A 21541-nucleotide genomic window follows, 5' to 3' on the forward strand; every position below is an offset into this window, starting at 1 on the left:
ACACATATTTACCATCTTACAAAGTGGGGTTCTATAGTATTTTAGTTCAAGGAACTGAAAGATTTATGGTTTTTTGTTTCAAGCCGTTACTCAATTTGATAGTTAGATCATGCTCGTTTTCTGCAAACAGGAATTCATGAGCGAGTGTGCTTCCTTCAATACGGCAACCGATTTGGCTTTGCGTTTCTAGCCGCTTGATCGACAGGTTTTCTCTATCGTTGGACAGTTTAGGATTATAAACGATTAAAAAGCGGTCTTTATTCTGAGCCGAGGGCGGCGTGATTTCCACCCGCCAGGAGCCCGGTTCGGGCGGATTGCGGGTGCGTTTTTGGACGACATCCCATAGCGTTCCGTTTTCGTCGTAATTTTTGCCGTCGACAAGAAATTCAGCGCCCTTGCCGCCGATGATATTGATGTGGGCTTTCTTCGGAAACAAAACCGTCGCTTCGAGTTCGCCGCTTGGTTGAATAAAGAGGGGGGAGTTGGATAAGACGCGGGAAACGATTTTATTGTTTTCCTGCTGGGGCTGGTTGATGGTATGAAATATCGAGCGTTTGACGAAGTTTTTATCGGTCGAGGTAATATCATCGTGGATGATGACGATGTCGAGCTTCTTGTCATAGATAAAGGTGCGCCAGTAATCTTCAACCCGTCTGCTCCGGGCGGAAAAAGCGCCGCTTCCTGATTTTTGATTGGTGTAGGCGGGGGTTAAATCGGCGATGGCGATAACGAAGTTCTCATCGGCGTAGTATTTTTCGATTTTTCCGCTATGGTAGAGGTCTTTTTTGTTCAGCCATTCGTTCAGATCCATCGGCGCCGGTTCGACGCCCCAGCCGGAACCGATTCTCCGTTGGCCGCCGTCATTGGCGATGGGGCGGGGTGGTTTTTTGTCTTTGCCGGGGGCGGGAACGTTGTCTTGTTCGTCGGTTACCGTGATTACATTGTGGGCAATGCTTTGATAACTGTAGTTCATGTGATGATCGGAACCGTAACGAGGGCCATATAGGCCGCTGTCGATAATCAATGGCCCGCCTTTGTACAGCGTGAACGAACCTTGGTCAAGATGAGAGTGAGACCAGTAATTGTCGCCGGCTTTGAAAGTCACGTAGGTTGCATCGTTATCCCAGTTGCTGCGGGCGACGACCATGCCGATGCCGTCAAAATGTTTTTCCAGGGGGAGTCGGTGTAGGGCGTTTGAATCGCACAATCGGTCCGTGGTCAACGGTCCCCACGGATAAGTCGATGAGGCGAAGGGGCGCGGGCAGCCTTTAAAACTATAGGCGGCTTTATGGTTGTATTCGATGGCTAGGGCCAATCGATCCGATACGATGCGGTCAAAATAGGCGCCGTCGCCCCAGCGCATATGCGTCCCGTCAGGTCGGGTGCGGTAAATCAGGAAATCGAGAAAACCTTTGATGCCGGCTTCGGTTTTGAAAAGGTCTTCGCCGGTCGCCTTGCGCCACATCGCCGGCACTTGGTAGACCGCTTGGCCGATGCCGATGCCGACATATTCGAGGCCTTCGTGCCAGCCGCCGTTCTTGCCCATGATTTGCCGCCAAACGGGCAGCACCCGGTTTATCCAGAGATTACGGGTATAATGCATGCATTTTCCCCCATAAGGGTGATCCTGATAGAGCGCAATGGCCGTAGCCATCAAGGCTTGGAAAGGGCTGTTATACAAAAACACGTTGTATGGAGAGAGTTGTTGTTTATCGATGACATCGATCAAATATCGACAGCCTTCGGCCAGTTTTTGTTGAAGGTTTTGTTTTTGTTCCGCGGACCATGAGTCGTATAACCAGTCATAGGCTTGGGCCAGCGGTTTGGCTTGTCGGTCTCCCCTCCCAGAAAATTTTAGGTTGGTCATCAAACGATAAACTTCGTTCAATGAGGCCGGCGTCGGATGGAACGTTGTTTTGACGATGGTGCGATAAAGGTCGCGGGGGCTGTGTTTGTCGACATTGAGAGTGGCGCGGGCAACATTCGGGTAATGCTTCTGTATCTGGCTGATGTCATCGGCTGTCGGAGCTGGAAGTCTAGGGTGTTGTCGTCGAAAGTTGGCGATTTCGATTTTTGCTATGTTGTCGGCTAATGGAGGTTCTTGAGGCGTTTGATCATGCTCTGCGGTATAGACAAGGGTAGTTGCGATCAGGATGCCAGCGATGATTGTCGCGGTAAAGATAGCGAGAATGCTGATCTGCTTATGTCGACCGGGATGCTCATTCATTTTTTAGCGCTCCAGTGATAGGCTTGGCTAGGGCGAAGGCTAATTGTATCAGGGCTACATCCGTTGCGGGTAGGGTGTGCTGACGATAGGAAGCGCACCGGTTTTGATGCGCTTCACGTTGTTCAGCACATCCTACAACGGCAAGGCTACATTGGCATCGCAGCCGTAGGGTGGATTCGCCGCCAGGGCAATCCGCCTGGATGCGCATAACGGCTAATTCTGCCTTCGGTGGCGTTTTTTGGCGGCTTGCTTCGCGAAGCCGCCCTACGCGAAGCCGCCCTACGTTGGTATCGCAACCGTCGGGTCGGCCCACCGTAGGGTGGATTCGCCGACAGGCAATCCGCCTGGATACCACAACGGCTAATTTTGCCTCCGGTGGCGGGGTTTGGTGGCTTGCTTCGCGAAGCCACCCTACGCGAAGCCGCCCTATGTTGGCGGATCCGCTGCGCTTGATCCACCCTACGATGCGGTAGGGTGTGCTGACGATAGGAAGCGCACCGGTTTTGATGCGCTTGGGAACCCATACTTTGCCACCTTAAGCCCCGGTATGCATTCCCACGCAGGAGCGTGGGAACGAGGGGCAATCCGTCTGGATACGCATAACGGCTAATTCTGCCTTCGGTGGCGTTTTTTGGCGGCTTGCTTCGCGAAGCCGCCCTACGTTGGCGGATCCGCTGCGCTTGATCCACCCTACGATGCGGTAGGGTGTGCTGACGATAGGAAGCGCACCGTTTTTGATGCGCTTCACATTGTTCAGCACATCCACAAAGGTAAAGTGGCGTAGGAGCGCCGCCCTCGGCGCGAAAAACAAGTAGTCCGCATGTTGCTATGCGAAGCAGGACAACGAGGTCCTGAACGATTCAACCGTTCATGACGGGGTTACAAACTCCGTCTTGCTCAAGAATCTAAGGTCTTTTTTCGTTTTTAGGATCTATTATTTGCAAACTTAAAAATATAATCAAGTAAGAAATTAAGGCGATATTGGGCGCATCGAAACAGCTGTCAACGATACCTATGATGACAAGGCCGGATAGGGACGCCAGTATAACGGGGCTTATCTGTCGATGGCCCAATTGCTTATAAAGGTTTAGAAAGGCCGACATAATAAGCCATGTGAAGAGGATGGCGCCCAACCAACCCTGTTCGAAAAGTATTTGCACCCACAGGTTTTCGCTGCGCCAGGGGATGTGGTCGTCGGCGGTAAAAAACCAATGATCCATATCCTGGGTGAAATCGCCGTTTTTGAGCAGATTGTTTTTGGAAGGCGAGAGTAAGGCAATGTTTTTAATGTCGATGACGCTGTCTGTTTGTCCATTATGCAGAATTAGCTTGACCGGCCTGACCCGCGTGCCTGCAAGTAAATTGTCTTTCTTGTTGCCTGCTTCCCTTGTGTTGATGGTTTGCTTGAACTGCCGCCAATTTTGACTATCGCCTGTATTGAATGACAGGCTTTGGCAGTCAAAAGAATGTTGCACCGCTTTTTCGCAGATATCGATGTTTAGACCGCTGTTGCTGGCGTAGGCTCGATATTCGAATGTTAATGGGTAATCGGTGTATGCATCGACATCGATAATTTGTTCCAGATATAACGGAGCGCCGCCCCGGAGTTGTAAATAGGGCTCCGGTTCATCCTGTTTCAGGCTGAATGTGGCGGGCATAGGCTGAACGATACTGTTCCAGAAATAACTTCTGGGAAATGTTCCCAGTCCCATGCCCCATAAGGCCGTAGGCCAGTCGGAATCCATCATATTGATGGCATTTAGCCAATGTGAGCTGCGGATCTGCGCTTCCTCGTCGGATTGTTGAAAACGATGTTGAATGAAGCGGCCTTGTAATACCGGCGTCGATATCGCAATGGCCAATATTACCATCGCCGACGCCCATAACCACTTAGGCTGTTGTTGCGATAATAGTCGTTTATAACCGATCAGCAAGCCGATGAAGAGTGCGATGAATTCAACGCCCAGCGCGAGATAGGCGCCCCGGGAAAAGGTCATTAATAGCGTGTAAAGGCCGCCGCTAAACAAAATCAGGCCGAACAGGGCATGACTCGGCTTGTTGTTCAGCAATAAGTAGATGAATGGCAGGCCGATTAATAAAAAGGCGTCCAGGTGCGCGCCGCCGGTATGCATGCTGTAGAAGGTGGAAGTGATGCGAAAATCCGAAGAAAAATCGAACAGTCCGGTAAAGGCGGCGCGTTCGGCGATCGCAAACAAAGAGACGATGGTCAGGCCGCCTAGCAGGCCGTAACCGAAATAACGAGTCGCGTTTTTTTGCCGGCTCAGGCTGAACGACAACATAGGAAGTAAAAGCAGCGCCCAATATAGCCCCTTGGCGATTCTTAGGCTATTGTAATGGCTGTAATAAGTGGAAAATGCGTTAGCGTCCAAAGGTTGTATGGGCAGTAGCCCCTTGATCATGCTTACCGTGTAAAAAATCGCATAGAGAAGCAGCAGGAGCAAAGCGCCCGATGAATAGTTTTTAAATGGCGAGGCTAATCTGTTTCGCCAGCAACTGATGGCGATGGTCGTCAGCACAAAATAATCGAATTCGGTGAAAAACAGCCGTCCGGTCCAGGGAGAGAGGTCGGATATCGGTAATAATGCCGGCAGGGCGATTAACCAGGCTTGTGGAAACCGGTAGATTAAAAGGCTGTATAGCACAAGAACAATGCACAAGGCGGGCGAATTGCCCGGATAATCGATCAGTTTCCAGGCCAGGGCTGCGAAAATCAGCGCGGCGAGGGTTTTTCCCGCAACGGAGGAAGATTGTCTGTCGGTTGACGGCGGTTTTTGATCGGGTTGTTCCGTTTCCGATTCATCGTTGTTGTTTGAGGCGTCAGGATGGGGTTTGTGTTGTTCCGGTTGTTGCTGATGAAACCATCCATACATGAGGTCGGCCATGGCATAAGTCAAATAGGCCGAGATAAAACTGATCAGCAGGTTGGTCGGGTCCGGGTGTTTGCCATTGAGAAATAATTTGCTGGTTTCTAGCGCAAACGCCAGGCCGGCTGCATATAAGCCGGCACTAAACTTTTTCGAACCGGCCAGCGTGTATCCGCCCGAATTTTTCCATAGCCAGAGCCCCAGGCCTACCGGCATATACATGAACAAAACGCTCAGCAGACTGGTTAAGGCGACGGATTCGCTCGTGTAGTAGTGATAATAGAAGGGCAGCCAATGAATGTCGGACAGTTTGCCGGTCACATCGTCGCTATATGTGTTTGACCATGACCAGCCGTTTAGGCCGGCCAACAGCAGAACATAAGGTAGACATGCAATGACGATATATTTGCGCAGGGCGGGATTGATAAAGGTGCGTGACCGGCGGGCGCCGATATTTTTGTAGAGCTTTTCTCCCAGCCCCATGCCGAGTATGCGTGTCAATACCGAGATTCCCTGGGCGACACCGGAAACCAGAAGCACTTGACTGGCTTCGATGACGGTGCCGAAAATAAAGCCTATCAGCATGACTGCGGTGAGGCGTTGCGGATGCCATTTGAGGAGTGCGCCGAAGAATATGCCTAGAGGGACGGCCAGAACAATTTCCGATGTCAGTTTGGCGCTGCAGCGGATCAAGCCACCGCAGCTGGATGAAATAAAGAGACTGTCTTGTCCGCTTGCTAATTTGTCGCCGAGTTCCTGAAACGAAGTGACGAAGTCGTAAGGAAAGAAACTGACGGCCAGATAGCCTATGACGTATAGCCCGGCGCTGGCCAAGAATGCGCCTTTGCCGCCTGACAAAATATGTTGAAATAGCTCCAGCAGACGTTTGCCGTGTGTCAAGCCAAGCGCCAGGCCGACTAGGCTGCCGATCGTTTCCGCGATCAAGTCGTTTTGGGAGACGGTGCGCGGGGGGAAGAATTGTTGGCAAAATTCGATGGTGACGGCGAGAGCGAGGCTGAGTGTTAAAATGAGTGCGGAAAGCCAAACAATTCGCCAGGAGGATTGGCTTTTGTGGCGGCAGTAAACCGATAACGAGAAGGTCAGCGGGATGTATAAGACGATGTTGGCAATCCAGTCGGCTCTTGAAGCCGCGCCCAGGCTCAGATAGCGGATGTTTTTAAAGGATTGCCAAGCTTGTTCGAAAGGGATGGGGCGGTAATCTAGCGGAACCAGGCTGCCGTAGATGATGAAGAGACTGTAAGTAACGGCGAAAAATAAAAATTTTCGCATGTTAATCGGTGTCATGTTCGTCTTGGGTAACGTGCTGTTAATATGTCGCTGGTTAGTTTATCCATAACTTTGTATACAGATGTGATAACAACCCAATATACTCCTGGTCGAGCAAAAAACGTCTAATGATCAAGATGTTCAAGGTGTGTTGGGTTAGGGTGTCGGCGGGTTCGGGCTGCCGGCAAGTCCTGAGGATAGTTTCTCGGTTTTCCTCGTCTATTGCCGGCTTAGTGTCGCGGCTCATTCATCCTTTTAGTTTTCTCATGAGCGACTAAAAGCCACAACCGACGTTAACACCGCTAATAATTGTTGCCGTGACTATTTCGCTTGCGCCTTGGCAAAAGGAGTAACTGTTGCCGCCATTATAGTGTAGGCTGAAGGTGAAAGGACCAGAGGTATTGGTGCCGTCATCGTAATTATAAGTCACCTGGTCAGCAGCTATACCCCATGAGCCAATTTGTTTTCTTGGGTCAACAGGGTCGGAAGTATCGCCGGTTTTATAATCCCATAATTGACCTCCGGAATGGTGCTCTTCCTGGGAATCCGAGGTGCAGACCGTGTTGCCGGTGAGAGCATCTATAAGACTTTGCCCAGTAACACTAGGGGAGCTACAGTTGGCAGCCGCGTAGTTTGTAATAAGGAAGCTTAATACGATCGTAAAAAAATGATTGGTTTTAAACATGGCAATACCCCCTCCATAAATTAAGAAGTACTATTAGTAAGTCTCGAGTATATGCAATATGGATTGAACATACAATTACAAACTGCTTTCAAAGCAGGGCTATCTCATTAAATGGATGAGTGGCAAAACAGAAAATTAACTACCGGATGTGAGTAGGGTGTGCTGACGAGAGGAAGCGCACCGGTTTTTGATGCGCTTCACGCAGTTCAGCACATCGGAAGGCAAGACGATGCTTTGTTTGCGTAGGAGCGCCGCCCTCCTACGGGCAGACTTTGGCGGAGCCGTGGCGCAAGTAGTCCGCATGTCGCTATGCGAAATGCAGGTCAACGATGTCCTGAACGGTTTAACCGTGGCTAGAGTAAGTTAAACGTTCGGGGCGGGTTAAATAACCCGCCCCGCCCAGTAAGTCTCGAGTATATGCAATATGGATTGAACATAGAATTACAAACTGCTTTCAGAGTTTTTAATTGATTTTTTGTGTGTACAGAGAAATTAATATCAATTCGAAGCTAGAAAACGCAAGAAAATTATGTTTTTGCTCTTTTCGTCTGATGTTTTAAGATGGAGCATATGAGTTAACCGGTAAACTTCCTAATATGAATAGAACTTTAAGCTGGGAACGCAATATTTTATGGCTGTTGACGTCGGCCTTAGCGGCGATTTCTCTTCTGATCATGGGAGAAGAGGCTAGCGCCGAGCAAAGTTTAGTTGCTACACTGGATGATATTAAACCAGGGATCGTCGCCGTCGGCACTTATATGCCTAAACGCTCTCCTAGGGCGCAGTTCAGGGGGACGGGATTTGCTATCGGTAATGGCCGCTTGGTGGTGACCAATGCCCATGTTTTGCCGGAGTCACTGCAAGTGGAAAGGCGGGAGCGTATTGCCGTGTTTATCAAGAAAAACGGCAGAGATTCTCTATACTATGCGAAAGAAGTCGCCGTCGATACGAGTCATGATGTTGCGGTGTTAAAACTTGATAAGGGTTCGTTGACTCCTTTAAAGTTAAGCGGGAAGGATGTCAGAGAGGGGGAGTTATACGCCTTCACCGGTTATCCGATCGGCATGGTGCTGGGGCTTTATCCGGTCACCCATCGGGGCATCATTTCGGCGATCAGCCCGGTCGCGATACCGATGATCAATTCCAGTCAGTTGAACGCAAAAGTCATGAAGAGATTGCGCGCTCCCTATAATGTCTATCAATTGGATGCGACCGCCTATCCCGGCAATAGCGGCAGTCCCTTGTATCACCTGCAAACCGGGGAGGTCATCGGCATTATCAATAAGGTTTTCGTCAAGGAGAGCAAGGAAAATGTGTTGTCCAAACCCAGCGGCATCAGTTATGCAATACCGATCGTTCATTTACGCAATCTATTGAAAGACAAAGGATTACTACAATAACGTAAACCATCATGATAAGAATTTTTCGCCATTACATTTCCGGTGTTTATTTAGGGTTGTTCCTGCTGGAATACGCCCTGTTTTTTCTGTCGATGCGTTATGGACATGACTTCCGTTTTATGTACACGGATTCCTGGTATTCCGATGAATATGTCGGCTTATCGAGCATCATCTTTGCGACCGTTTTGTCGTTGTCCAATATCGGCATAGGGCTATACCGGCGCTCCATCAGTTGGAATGACTATAAGCTGTTGTCCCGCGTCGGCATCAGTTTCACGGTCGCGGCCATCGCCTTGATCATTGTTTATTATGCGATACCGGCATTTACCATTGCCCGCAGTGTATTGGTTTATGCGCTGGCTTTCAGTTTTGTCGGCATGTTGGCGCTTAGATATTTGTTTTACCGCTATGTAAAAGTAAACAAATTACAAAAAAAGATATTGGTCATCGGCGCCGGCCAGAAGGCGAAAAAACTGATTAACAGCAATGATCATTATTTGCATAAGGGTTTCCAGGTCTGTGGCTGCATGGCGTTGGAAGGCGCCGATAAAGCCGTTGATGGGGTCGATATCTTGACGCAGCCCAGCGAATTACTGCCCTTTGTCCGGGAAACGGGTGTCGATGAAATCGTCGTTGCGATCGACGACAGACGCAGCCGGTTGCCGATGGATGAGTTGCTCGATTGCAAGGTTTATGGGGTCGATGTGGTTGATTTGCTGACATTTTACGAGCGAGAAAAGGCCATTATCGATCTGGAGAATCTTTACCCTAGCTGGTTCATTTTTTCCGACGGCTTTGCCGGTGGCGATTTCAGGGCTATGCAGAAACGACTGGTGGATATACTCGCCAGCCTGTTTTTATTGGCGGTCAGTTGGCCTTTCATGCTGGCGGTGGCGATCGCGATAATGCTGGAAAGCCGTTTTAAGGGGCCGATACTCTATCGCCAGACCAGGGTGGGCGAATTGAATGAGAATTTTGAGGTGATGAAGTTTCGCAGCATGCGCACCGACGCGGAAATGAATGGCGCCCGCATGGCCAGCGAGAATGATGATCGCGTCACCAAGGTCGGTGCGGTGATCAGAAAATACCGCCTGGATGAGTTGCCGCAGATCTGGAATGTGTTGCGCGGCGATATGAGTTTCGTCGGCCCGCGTCCGGAGCGTCCCCAGTTTGTCGATCAGTTTGCCGAAAGCATCCCTTATTATCGTAAGAGACACCGGGTCAAACCGGGGATTACCGGTTGGGCGCAATTATGTTATCCCTATGGCGCCAATGAATACGATGCCATTCAGAAATTGCAATACGACCTGTATTACGTCAAGAATTACAGCCTATTTTTGGACTTGATCATCATCATTCATACCGTCGAGGTGATCCTATGGGGCAAGGGCGCTCGGTGATCAGGGTTGTTTTCCCCGTACTTTAGGCCATTCGACGAAGGCGAAGGCCCACAGCATGATGATGTTGACCACCGGAATCAACAGAACGAGGGTCCAAAGTTTGTTGAGTCCGGCTTTTTCCAGAATAATGCTGCATAGCCATAAGACTAAGAGGGCGAATGCGGCGACCAATAAATAAAAAAATTCCATAATTCGTCACCTCAATCGAGTTTCTGGTTGGGCCAGGGCGTGAAGGCAAGTTGCAGGCAGATTAGCAATAAACCGATGCCGGGTAGGAAGACCAGGCCAGCCCACCAGGGGTTCAGACCGGCGCGGTTATAGATTACGATCGCAGGAACCACAATCATCAGTCCCACAATGACTATGCGCAGCATTTCGGTGAAGAGAAACATATCGAGTCCCGTTTTTTTTGTTTGCTGGATACAGCAAATAGTAATCGTTGCAAACGATAAGGGCAATGTTTTTAGATGAAATGCGGCAGTAGTTCGTAGGGTAGTTTCGCGTAGGGTGGCTTCGCGTAGGGTGGCTTCGCGTAGGGTGGCTTCGCGTAGGGCGGCTTCGCGTAGGGCGGCTTCGCGTAGGGCGGCTTCGCGTAGGGCGGCTTCGCGTAGGGTGGCTTCGCGAAGCAAGCCACCAAAACACGCCACCGGGGCGAAAATTGACCATTGTGCATATCCAGGCGGATTGCCTGACGGCGAATCCACCCTACGGTGGGTCCCCGACGGTTGCGATGCGTAGGGCGGCTTCGCGAAGCAAGCCACCAAACCACCAAAACCCGCGCCGGGGCCAAAAATGGTCGTTGTGCGGTATCCAGGCGGATTGCCTGACGGCGAATCCACCCTACGGTGGGTCCCCCACGGTTGCGATGCGTAGGGTGGCTTCGCGAAGCAAGCCACCAAACCACCAAACCCCGCGCAGGGGGCGAAATTGACCGTTGTGCGATGTTGACCCTCGTTCCCACGCGCCTGCGTGGGAATGCATACCGGGCTTAATGTGGCAAAGTATGGGTTCCCACGGAGGACCGTGGGAACCAGGAAAATTGGCCGTTGTGCGATGTTTTCGGTGCATAAAATGCACCCTACGCCGGCGGTATTCGGTCGCGATGCGTTTGGTTGGCGTTCCCACGGAGAACCGCTCATCGTTATACACATCTTTATGTTATCCATGTCATTCCGGCAGGGATTGCCGGAATCCAGGCTACATGGATGTATTTGGGCTGTCATCCTTGACCCTGGATACCCGCATCCCAGCGGGTATGACGAGACTTATGTATAACGATGAGCGCTCCTGCGTGGGAATGCATACCGGGCTTAAGGTGGCAAAGTATGGGTTCCCACGGAGGACCGTGGGAACCAGGAAACCCTGAAAGATACTGAATAGTTACGGTTAATAAACGTCTCTGACGTAACGTTTGTCTTTTTTCAGCTGATTGACATAATCGGCGGCTTCGGCCTCGGATAGCTTGCCGTGTTCGGCGATGATGTCGTGCAGGGCCTTGTCGACGTCCTTGGCCATGCGGTAGGCGTCGCCGCATACGAAGAAATAGCCGCCTTGTTCCAGCCAGGCGAAAAGCTCGGCGCCGTTTTCACGCATTTTGTCCTGAACATAGATTTTCTCCGCCTGGTCTCTGGAAAAAGCCAGATCCAGGCGGCTCAATACGCCTTTTTCCTGCATCGCTTCCAGTTCTTCACGATAGATGAAGTCGGTGGCGGCGTTGCGGTCGCCGAAAAACAGCCAGTTTTTGCCTTTCGCCTGTCTCAATTCGCGTTCTTGCAGGAAGGCGCGGAAAGGCGCGACACCGGTGCCGGGGCCGACCATGATCATCGGCACGTCGTCGTTGTCGGGCACTCTGAAGATTTTGTTCGGCTGGAAGAACACCTTGACTTCGGTCTCCTCGTCAACCAAGTCGGCCAGATAGGTCGAGCAGACGCCCTTGTGATCGCGGTCATGGCTGTGATAACGGACGCTGGCGACGGTCAAATGGACGTTGTCCGGATGCATGTTGCCGCTCGATGAGATGGAATAGGCGCGGTGTTGCAACGGTTTCAGCAGCGCCAAGAATTCGGCCGCGGAGAATTCCATATCGGGGAATTGCAACAACAGATCCAGCGTGTCGCGGCCCCAAAGATAGTCGGACAGTTTATCTTTGTCGCCCGATTCCAGCAGCGCATTCAGCTCCTGATCACCGGAACGTCGGGCGATTTCCTCGAGCAGTTCCTTGCTGGGCAGCTTGATTTCGAAATGCGTGCGCAAGGCTTCGGACAGCGTCATCAGTTCGCCGTTTACCGGCTCGTCTTCGTCGCCATTACAGCCGATGGCCTCGATGATGTCGGCGACCAGCTCGGGGCAGTTGGTCGGCAGCACACACAGGGCGTCGCCGGCTTCATAGCTTAAACCAGAACCCTCAATGGAAATTTCATAGTGGCGGGTTTCCTTCGATGAATCGGGGGAGGTCAACAGACGGTTAACCAATAATTTCGCCGGGAATGGATTTTTACGGTTATAAGTCGGTTTCGCGGGCTGGGCCTCGGTATCGATAATCGCCGTCGTGGCCGCGCCTTCCGCCATTAACGGGACGACTTCGCTGATCCAGCTTTCCGCCGGTTCCTCGAAATCGACGTCGCAGTCGATACGCTCGAATAATCTGTTCGCGCCTAGGGCTTCCAGGCGTCGATCCCATTCGATGCCGGCCTGACAGAACTGGTCATAGCTGGTGTCGCCCAGCGCTAGCACCGAGTATTTTATCTGTTCCATGCTAGGGGCGTCATCGGCGGATACGTCCTCCCACAAGATCTGCGCGTTATCCGGCATTTCCCCTTCACCGTAGGTGCTGGTGACGATCAGGACATATTCCATTTGCGCCAATTGAGCGATATCAATTTCATCCATGCTTTTGACTAACGGCACCAGGCCGTGCGATTTCGCCGCCGCGGCCACGTCCTCGGCGACCGACTCGGAGTTGCCGGTTTGACTGCCGTATAGAATATTGAGCTTTCTGGCGTCCGCCTGATTGACTGAACCGGCACTTTGCAACATATGGCTGTGCATGCCGGCAAAAAAACCGCTTAGCCAGGCCCGTTGATTGTCACTGTAGGGTGCGTTATATGGAATATAAGGTGCTTTCATGTTGTTGTTAACCGTTTAGCCGGACGCATCGTCATGCCGGCGACATGTAGTTGTTAAGTTTCTGCTTGAATAAAGCACCCGCTCCGGTATGGAGCGGGCGGAATGAACTAAGCGGCCTGATCTTGTTCCAGCATTTCCTGCACGATCCCTTGGCTGGCCAGGGTCGCCAGATTTTTCTCGACTGATGGAACGTCTTTAAGGGCCGTCCTGTTGATTTTATCCTGCTCGATAATCCAGGCGGTGGAGCCCAAGGAATAAATGCTTTGCACATCGCGTCGGATCAACGCCGTTTTATAATCTTTCAGGCGTTTTTCCGCAAGCAGGGCGGCTAGCTGTTCATCGCTATAGTTGCTATAGGCTTCGCGGACGGACTTGATCAGCGCATCCTGCAATTTACGCGGCCGTTCGGTTAGCAATTTATAAGCACGGTCGTTGATCAGGTTGTCGTCAAGCTGCTGAAGGCCTTGCTTCTTCAATTGCTCTTTGACGATCTGTTGCGCCTTGTCGATGACGGCGAAGCTGTTGATCAGCCTGAACGTCAAATCGGTGTCGGTCTCGCCGTAGGCAGGCGTCGCGCCGGCAAACAGCGGGCGTCCGGCTTGATAGCCTTGTTTGACCTGGTCGATCTGCTGTTGGGTGAAGGCTACGGACAATTCCTCGATTATCGCCTTGCGGTCTAAGTCTCGGCTCAGATACTCGGCGGTCTGAGTTTTGTACAACCACAATGGAATCGCAAAGCGGAAATGCTTACGTTCCTCGGCCCAATTATCCAGAATCGACTGGGCTTTGCTGGAGCCGGTGTATTCGATATGCTGTTCCAGCATATGCAGTATGAACTGTTCGTGGCTGGCCGAGATCTCGCTTTCTTCGCTCAGGCTGCGGATTTCCACCGACGACTTGTCATGCAGGTTTTGCAGACGATTGTGCGGGTCGTATTGATAGGCGTTGCCGCCTGACATGCCGGTACAGAAGCCCTTGCCGAAGCCGCCCAGGTTCAGTACCGAACCGTTGATCATGTATTCGCAGGCAAAATCCCCGACGCCTTCGACGACGGCCATCGCGCCGGAGTTGCGCACCGCAAAGCGGTCGCCGGCCTGGCCGTTGATGAAGGCTTTGCCGCCGGTTGCGCCAAACAGCGCGAAGTTGCCGATCAGCACATTTTCACCGTCTTTTTTCGAGCCGCCGCCGGGTGATTTGACGATAATGGCGCCGCCGCAGGCGGTTTTGCCGACGCCGTCATTGCAGGTGCCGGTGTGCTCCATACGCATGCCGTCATTGTTGAACGCAGCGTAGCTTTGGCCGGCCGAGCCGTGGGTGCGGATAATGACGCTATCGGGGGCCAAATAACGGCGGCCATGCTGATTGGTATAGATGATTTTCGAAGCCGCGGCCTGTTCTTCGCTGATTTGGTAAGCCAGGATGCGTTCGATATCGATCGCGGTTTGGCCGCCAACGGTTTTGTTGCGGTTGTTCAGCTTGTATTGATCGCCTTCGATGAGCAATTGCGTTTGCTCGCCGTCTATCAAATGCGTTTTTATCTGCTCGATGAACTGGTCGTCGACGCTGAAGTTCGCTTCCAAATAGATCGGATTGGCGACCTTGATTTCCTCGACTTGGGCCAGCAGTTTGGTGAAATCCAGTTGGCCGATCATGCTCGGGTGATCGATCAGGTGCAGCAAGTCGGTTTGTCCGCGGATTTCCGTCAAGCTGTTGTAGCCCAGTTCGGCCAGTATTTCCCTGACTTCGTGGGCCAGGTTCATGAAGAACTGCGCCAGCACGCGCGGGTCGCCCTTGAACTCTTCATGGGCGGTAGTCAGGCCGGCGGGGCATCTGACGTTACAGTTTTTCGCCATCACGCAACGCAGCATCATCAAGGCCGTGGTGCCGAATTCGAAGGAATCGGCGCCCAGGATTGCCGATTTAACCACGTCCATGCCGCTTTGGTGGGCGGAACTGCAGCGCAGCACCACTTTGTCGCGCAGACCGTTGGCCGCCAACGCCTGATGCACCTCGGCGATGCCGATTTCCGGCGAGCGCCCGGTGTTCTTCAGACTGGTGACCGCCGCCGCGCCGGTGCCGCCGGTATTGCCGGCGACGTTGATGACGTCGGCGCCGGCCTTGGCGACGCCGACGGCAATCGTGCCGATGCCTTCCGAGGACACCAGTTTGACGATCACCTTAACCCGGGCAGCCTTGGCGTCGTGTATCAACTGCCCCAGATCCTCGATCGAATAGGTGTCGTGATGAGGCGGAGGGCTGACCAGTTCGACTTTCGGGGTGCCTCCGCGCAACGACGCGATTTCCACCGAAACTTTCGGCGCCGGCAACTGGCCGCCTTCGCCCGGTTTCGCGCCCTGGGCGATCTTGATTTCGATTTCCTCGACATTGGGGTCGGCCAGATAGCCGGCCCAGACGCCGAAACGACCGGAGGCGAACTGTTTGATTTTGCTGGATCTCAGCGTATTGAAGCGGCTGGAATGTTCGCCGCCTTCGCCGGAATTACTCATCGCGCCGACGATGTTGGTGCCCATCGCCACCGCCTCGTGCGCTTCCGCCAACAGGGCGCCATGACTCATTGCCCCGGACGCCAGCGTCGGGGTGATTTGGTGGGCCGGTTGCACATTGTCCAGCGCGATGCTGTTGCGCGCAGTCTGCACCGAGGACAGATAACGGTGCAATAGGTTGTCGCCGTCGGAAACGCGCACGGTCAGATGATCGCCTTCAACGGCGATGTTGAAATCCTCGCCGGCGAAACGGCCTTGCAAATGCGCGGCCAGTTGTTCAAGACGCTGTGGATTGCTGTCGTTGCACAGGCTGACGCTGAAGACGACGCCGTTGGTTTTATGGACGGTCAGACCGCGAATCAGGTAATTGTTGTTGCCGTGCAGATTCTGACTGCCCAGCAGGCGATCGAAATCCTCCTGGCTTTGTGCGGACGAGACATCGACCGGAAATGCCATGATGTCGCGCAGCGCCGCCGGCCTGTCGTGTCGTTCCAGGTACAGATTTTTCGTGAAGCTGCGATAAGCCGGGGTGATGCCGAAGGCGTCGATTTGTTCCGGCGTGCGTTTTTCGTAGCCGAAATCCAAATAGGCGGTATCGCTGACCTCGGAGGTTTTTTGTTTCGGAATATACAGGATTTCCTCGTCGGTCATCTTGATGTATTCCCTGACCGCGGTGTTGCCGAAGGTATGACCGGCGCCGTCCTGACGTTCCTTGAACAGACCTAGGAACGGAATATCGCCTTCGTCTTTGACAGTCAGCGCTTTATGGTGCCATTCGGTGGCGCTGGCGGCGATATCGGCATAGTGAGCGCCGCCAACCGGGGCGTTGATATTCGGAAAATACGGATTCAGTTTCGGTTCGTTGGTGTCCAGGTAGTTGGATTCAAAGATCTCGCCGCCGATATAGCTTTCCACGGTACACAGGCCGAATTTGCCCATCGTTTTCATCAGCGATTTGGCGATGCCTTTCTGGAAGTTATCCAGGATTTTCTGATGTTGTTCGCCGTTGAATTCGGTGATGACGCGGTTGTGCACGCTCAGCGGACAGATGGCCGATGCGCCGAAGCCCAAGATAGTGGCGACATCGTGCGGGCTGGCGGCTTGGCCGGTTTCCAGAATCAGCGATGAGTTGAAGCGTATGCCCTTGTTGACCATGTGTTGGTTGGCCGCCGCGACCATCAGTAAGGCGGGGATCGCCGCTTTGTCTTTGCCGATGTTGTAATCGCTGAGGATGATGATGCCGACGCCGCTTTTGGCCGCCGCCTCGATTTGATCGCAGACTGCCAGGAATGCTTGTTCCAGGGCCTGGGCATTTTTCTCTGCGTCCTCGAAGTCCGGGGTGTACAGCATGTCCAGCGTGGCGACCTTGATCGCGGTTTGTCGGCGGATCTGCTCCAATTGCGTGCGCTGCAGAACCGGTGTCTCGATCATCAGCTGTTTGCTTGTTTCCGAGGAAAAGGTCGGTTTTCCGCCTAAGGCCACGCGCAGCGTCATGCCGTCGCTTTCACGCAACGAATCCAGTGGCGGGTTGGTGACCTGGGCGAAACGCTGGCTGAAATAGCGGGACATGCCGCCTTCGGCGCCGCTCAGCGCGTTCGGCGTGATGCCGTAACCCATTGCCGACACCTTTTCCAGGCCGGCGGTCAGGATCGGGTCGAGCAGGAACTTGAAGCTCTCCTGGTTCAAGGAATAGGCGGTGTGGCGTTGATCGATGTTGAATGCATGCTCGTTGTCGATTTCGTCCAAGTTCACTTCCGGCAATTCCGAGATATGGACACATTTTTCCTTCAACATCGCCTTGTAATCGCGTTCACTGGCTAGGCGTTCCATGACCTGGTAGCTGTCATAGGATTGCCCGGTGCTGTGGTCGAAATACAGCATGCCGCCGGCTTCGATGCGACCGCGTCGCAATACTTGCTCGGATGGGAAGTCGATTTGTCCGGCTTCCGACATGACCGCCAGATAGTCTTTCGTTTCCACCGAACGCAAAGGTCTTAGGCCCAGGCGGTCGAGGCGGGCGCCGACGCGGATGCCGTCGTTGAAGATCAGCGCGGCCGGGCCGTCGTTTTTCTCTTCGTACAGGCTGAAATATTCCAGCATGGCGCGGACATCCTCGGGCAGCGTCGTGTCGTTCTCCCAGGCCGGCGGCATCATCGCCAGGATCGCGGTGACGATGTCCAGTTCGTCTTCATTGATGCGACGGGTCAGGGTTTGATCCAGACGACCGGAGTCGGATTGTCCGCAAGGGAAGACGATGTGTTTGTTTTTTTGTCGGGCGATGGCGTTTTCGCTTAACCGGCTTTTCTTATCGGTATTCAGTTCGCCATTGTGCGCCATATAACGGAATGGCTGGGCCATCATCGTCGCCGGCGCGGTGTTGGTGGAGAAGCGGGTATGGAAAAACAGCGTGTTGATTTCATGATCCTTGTCGTAAAGATCGGTGAAATACGGGATGACCTCGAACGAATTCAGGCGGCCTTTATAGACTTGGGTCCGTGAACTCATCGACAACGGGTAAAAGCCTTGCAGTTCGTCACGGCTGAAGCCGTCCGCCTCGATCGCTAATAACGCGGATTGAATATATTTTTCGAAAGACTGTTGAGAGTCATGCTTCAGCGCATGTGGACGGGTGAAAATGACTTGCTTGATCGGCAATTGCGCTTTGACCGCCTCCGGGTTCAATACGCTGTTGTCTACCGGTATGTCGCGCCATAGAATGACCGACAGGTCGAAATCCTGCAGGTGCTGGTCAACCAGGTTCTTGGCGACCGAATCGTAATGGGCGTGATCTTCCGGAAAGAAGAAGTTGGCGACGCCAAACTGACCGAGTTCCAGGTCGGCGATGCCGGTGATTTTGCGAAAGAACTTTAACGATAAGTCGATGTTGACACCGGCGCCGTCACCGATACCTTCCGCGCTCATGCCGCCGCGATGCGGAATAGTGCAAAGCGCTTCGTGCGCCTTTGCCAGTAAGTCATGAGTCTGCTTGCTTTGCTTATGGGTAATAAAGCCTACACCGCAGCTGTCTTGTGAAAGGTCAGCGTCGTAAAGCATCGTTTCTGTGTCTTGTTGTTGGGAGTTTTTAGTCATCGTCATCCCGATCCTATCCTACCGTTAATGGATTACCTGAATGTGTCAGGCTGCAGCCTTTATGGTTTTTTTGTCAGTTGCGTGTTAGAGTCCACTACATAGAGTGAGTTCGATTGCGAACTGCCAATGCCGCTATAATTTCTTGGGCTAAGCTGATTAATTTCAGTTAGTGAAACTTCTCAATTGTACCATGAAAGGTAAGTGCTGTCATTCATGCGCTTTCTCTGGCGTCGTCGTTCGGCCCATAGTCCGCTGGATCTCAGCGGGCCGGGGTTTGTAACCCCGGCCTGAGTCTTTCAATCGTATGCCGAACTAAAAACCAAAACGTTCAGGGCGGGTTGAATAACCCGCCCCGCACAGTATTTTTGCGGTGTTTAGGGCATGGGGTGTGTCTGTCGAGGAGCGCCGTTCACCCAGCACCTAAATTCCATGGCTACTGGACTATATTTTACATTCCAGGATAATTTAGGTGCTGGGTAAACCCATCCCTGGGGGCTTGACGGCAGCATCCTTGCTGCCGACATCCTCGCCAAACACACCCCATGCCCTTTTTGAACGCCAAAGTGGGAATTGCTGGCAATATAGCCATTATCCGACATGCGCCGCTAAATATGATGAGATATGAGCAGGACCGGTTAAATCCCTCCTTGAGCAGACCGGGGTTTGTAACCCCGGCCTGAGTCTTTCAATCGTATGCCGAACTAAAAACCAAAACGTTCAGGGCGGGTTGAATAACCCGCCCCGCACAGTTCAACCGAGCCCAAAGCAAGTTGAACGTTCGGAGCGGGTTAACTAACCTGCCCGCCTAGAAATGGATGCGACACCTTCTTTGGCGGCATCCTATCTGCCTGGCGCCTCTGCCGCGCGTACTTTCACGGTAAAATGGGCAAACTTCGGATACAATGATCATTGTCTTTTAGTTAAAAATTAATTCGTCATGACTGAACAATTCGATGTCGTCATCGTGGGCGGTGGCATGGTCGGTGCGGCCGTTGCCTGTGGTTTGGGGGGCAGCGCACTGAAGGTGGCGGTGCTGGAGCGTTCTTTGCCGGAACCGTTTTCACCGGAACAGCCGCATGATCTGAGGGTGTCGGCGCTTAGCATCGCTTCGCAAAAAATACTGCAGACCGTTGGCGCCTGGCAGGGTGTCAGTCAGCGGCGGCTATGCCCGTTCAGACGTATGCGAGTCTGGGAAACCGCCGGCGACACCGAATTCAACAGCGACGACATCGATTACCCCGAGCTCGGCTTCATCGTTGAAAACCGGGTGACTCAGTTGGCTTTATTGGGGCGTTTGCAACAGTTCGATAATATCGAACTGATCGCATCGTCGACGATTCAGAAGATCGATTATCGGCCGGCGCAATCGCAGTTGCAACTCGACAATGGTCGCGTATTGCAAGCCTCGCTGTTGGTCGCGGCGGATGGCGGTCAATCGTTGGTCAGGCAGGCGGCAGGGCTGGGAGTGACCAGTTGGGATTACAGCCAACATGCCTTGGTCATTTATGTGGAAACCTCTTATCCGCAGCAGGATATTACTTGGCAGCGTTTTGTCCCTAGCGGACCGCAGGCTTTTCTGCCGTTAACGGGCAATTATGCATCGCTGGTCTGGTATAACTCGCCGGATGAGGTCAAGCGCCTGAAGGGGCTTGATCAGGAAGCGTTGATACGGGAATTGACTGCGACTTTTCCGGACTGTCTGGGCGGCATCAATAGGGTGTTGGGTGTGGCCAGTTTTCCGCTCAAGCGTCAGCATGCCCAGCATTATGTCAAGCAGGGGGTGGCGCTGGTCGGCGATGCGGCGCATATGATCAATCCGCTGGCGGGCCAGGGCGTCAATATCGGTTTGCTCGATGCTGCGGCGTTGGCTGAGGTGCTCGTCGAGGCCGACAGACGTGGGGAAAATATCGCCGATGTTGCGGTGTTGAAACGTTATGAAGAAATGCGCCGTCACGAGAATCTAAAGATGATGACGGTGATGGATGTGTTTTACCGTTTTTTCAGTAATGATGTTTTGCCGGTCAAGTTCTTCAGAAACCTGGGCTTGGGCTTGGCGGAGCGCATCAAGCCGGCCAAAAACAAGGTGATGCGCGCCGCGATGGGCTTGGAAGGCAAGTTGCCGAAATTGGCGCGCGGCGAAAGCTTGTTTTAAAAAGGCGTAGGGTGGTTTCGCGCAGCAAGCCGCCAAAACCGCTGCGATGCCAACGTAGCCAATGTAGGGTGGCTTCGCGAAGCAAGCCACCAAACCCGCACAGGGGTGCAAAATTGGTATTGTGCGTATCAAAGGCGGATTGCCTGTCGGCGAATCCACCCTACGGTTGCGATGCGCAGCAAACCGCCACACCCGATGGATCAATCTGGTGCTGTCGTTAAGTCGTCGGTATCCCCACACCAATTCGGCGGTAAAACGCCTTGTTCAACATAGCGATGGAATGAGGAATATGGCCAGTCTTGAGCCCGTGCCACATGGCCATGTTTTAACGGGTTGGCGTGGATATAGTCCACATGACGGGCATAGTCTTCGGCGGTTAAAATCGTATGTTCCCAATAGCGCCGTTGCCAAATGCCCCGTTCCGAACGGCGTCGGCGAACCGCCGGTAATCGTTCGTTTTTCGGCAAGCCTTTGGAAAATAACAATTTGATTAACCGCCAGCGAATCGCATAATCATCGGTATCGTCCGGCAAAGTCCAAATACAATGCATATGATCCGGCAAGACCACCCAGGCGTCGATGTGAAATGGGTGTAGACGGCGTATCCGTCGGACAGAGTCGCGCAATAGATCAATGTGATCTGTCAGCAATGACCGTCGCCGATCCATTAGGTTGACCGTAAAGAAATAACAGCCGCCTGCCACCCAGTTGCGTCGATAATTGGACATGTTCTGCTCCTCCTTCATAAGCCACTAGGCGGATTGCCTGTCGGCGAATCCACCCTA

Annotated in this window: 11 protein-coding genes; 3 read left to right on the plus strand and 8 right to left on the minus strand. The window is 52.8% G+C overall.

The features are described from left to right. Positions 1-46: 46 nt before the first annotated feature. The 3 genes from Q9L42_RS11020 to Q9L42_RS11030 form a co-directional block, all read right to left on the minus strand. Entirely contained in the window at positions 47-2227 is a 2181-nt protein-coding gene (locus Q9L42_RS11020) for a DUF4962 domain-containing protein (RefSeq protein ID WP_349431077.1), read from the minus strand. 905 nt (positions 2228-3132) lie between these two features. Continuing rightward, on the minus strand, positions 3133-6402 hold the full coding sequence (locus Q9L42_RS11025; protein ID WP_349431078.1) for a VanZ family protein: 3270 nt from the start codon (positions 6400-6402) through the stop codon (positions 3133-3135). Between the two features lie 271 nt (positions 6403-6673). Then, positions 6674-7084, minus strand: a complete 411-nt coding sequence (locus tag Q9L42_RS11030; protein ID WP_305908357.1) for a hypothetical protein — start codon at positions 7082-7084, stop codon at positions 6674-6676. A gap of 596 nt (positions 7085-7680) precedes the next feature. On the opposite strand from Q9L42_RS11030, the gene Q9L42_RS11035 reads away from it, so the two are divergent. Together Q9L42_RS11035 and Q9L42_RS11040 are read left to right on the plus strand one after the other, a co-directional pair. Next, complete coding sequence (locus Q9L42_RS11035) at positions 7681-8484, plus strand: S1 family peptidase (protein ID WP_305908355.1); 804 nt, start codon at positions 7681-7683, stop codon at positions 8482-8484. A gap of 11 nt (positions 8485-8495) precedes the next feature. After that, positions 8496-9884, plus strand: coding sequence for a TIGR03013 family XrtA/PEP-CTERM system glycosyltransferase (locus Q9L42_RS11040; protein WP_305908354.1), 1389 nt, complete (start codon positions 8496-8498; stop codon positions 9882-9884). Here the strand turns inward: Q9L42_RS11040 and Q9L42_RS11045 are convergent, their stop codons facing one another. The 4 genes from Q9L42_RS11045 to Q9L42_RS11060 form a co-directional block, all read right to left on the minus strand. Then, positions 9885-10073 carry a hypothetical protein gene (locus Q9L42_RS11045; protein WP_349431079.1) on the minus strand — a complete coding sequence of 63 codons (189 nt, stop codon included), beginning with the start codon at positions 10071-10073 and terminating at the stop codon, positions 9885-9887. Positions 10074-10084: 11 nt separating this feature from the next. After that, a complete protein-coding gene (locus Q9L42_RS11050; RefSeq protein WP_349431080.1) occupies positions 10085-10513 on the minus strand; it encodes a pentapeptide repeat-containing protein in 429 nt (142 codons plus the stop codon). Positions 10514-11270: 757 nt separating this feature from the next. Continuing rightward, positions 11271-13010, minus strand: coding sequence for a sulfite reductase subunit alpha (locus tag Q9L42_RS11055; protein WP_349431081.1), 1740 nt, complete (start codon positions 13008-13010; stop codon positions 11271-11273). A 107-nt stretch (positions 13011-13117) separates the two neighbouring features. Next, on the minus strand, positions 13118-18604 hold the full coding sequence (locus tag Q9L42_RS11060) for a glutamate synthase-related protein (protein ID WP_305908348.1): 5487 nt from the start codon (positions 18602-18604) through the stop codon (positions 13118-13120). 937 nt (positions 18605-19541) lie between these two features. On the opposite strand from Q9L42_RS11060, the gene Q9L42_RS11065 reads away from it, so the two are divergent. After that, positions 19542-20756, plus strand: coding sequence for an FAD-dependent monooxygenase (locus tag Q9L42_RS11065; protein WP_349431082.1), 1215 nt, complete (start codon positions 19542-19544; stop codon positions 20754-20756). Positions 20757-20956: 200 nt separating this feature from the next. Here Q9L42_RS11065 and Q9L42_RS11070 read toward each other — a convergent pair whose 3' ends face one another. Then, on the minus strand, positions 20957-21484 hold the full coding sequence (locus Q9L42_RS11070; protein ID WP_305908347.1) for an REP-associated tyrosine transposase: 528 nt from the start codon (positions 21482-21484) through the stop codon (positions 20957-20959). Positions 21485-21541 lie beyond the last annotated feature (57 nt).

The organism is Methylomarinum sp. Ch1-1 (genome assembly GCF_030717995.2).
Lineage (GTDB): Bacteria > Pseudomonadota > Gammaproteobacteria > Methylococcales > Methylomonadaceae > Methylomarinum > Methylomarinum roseum.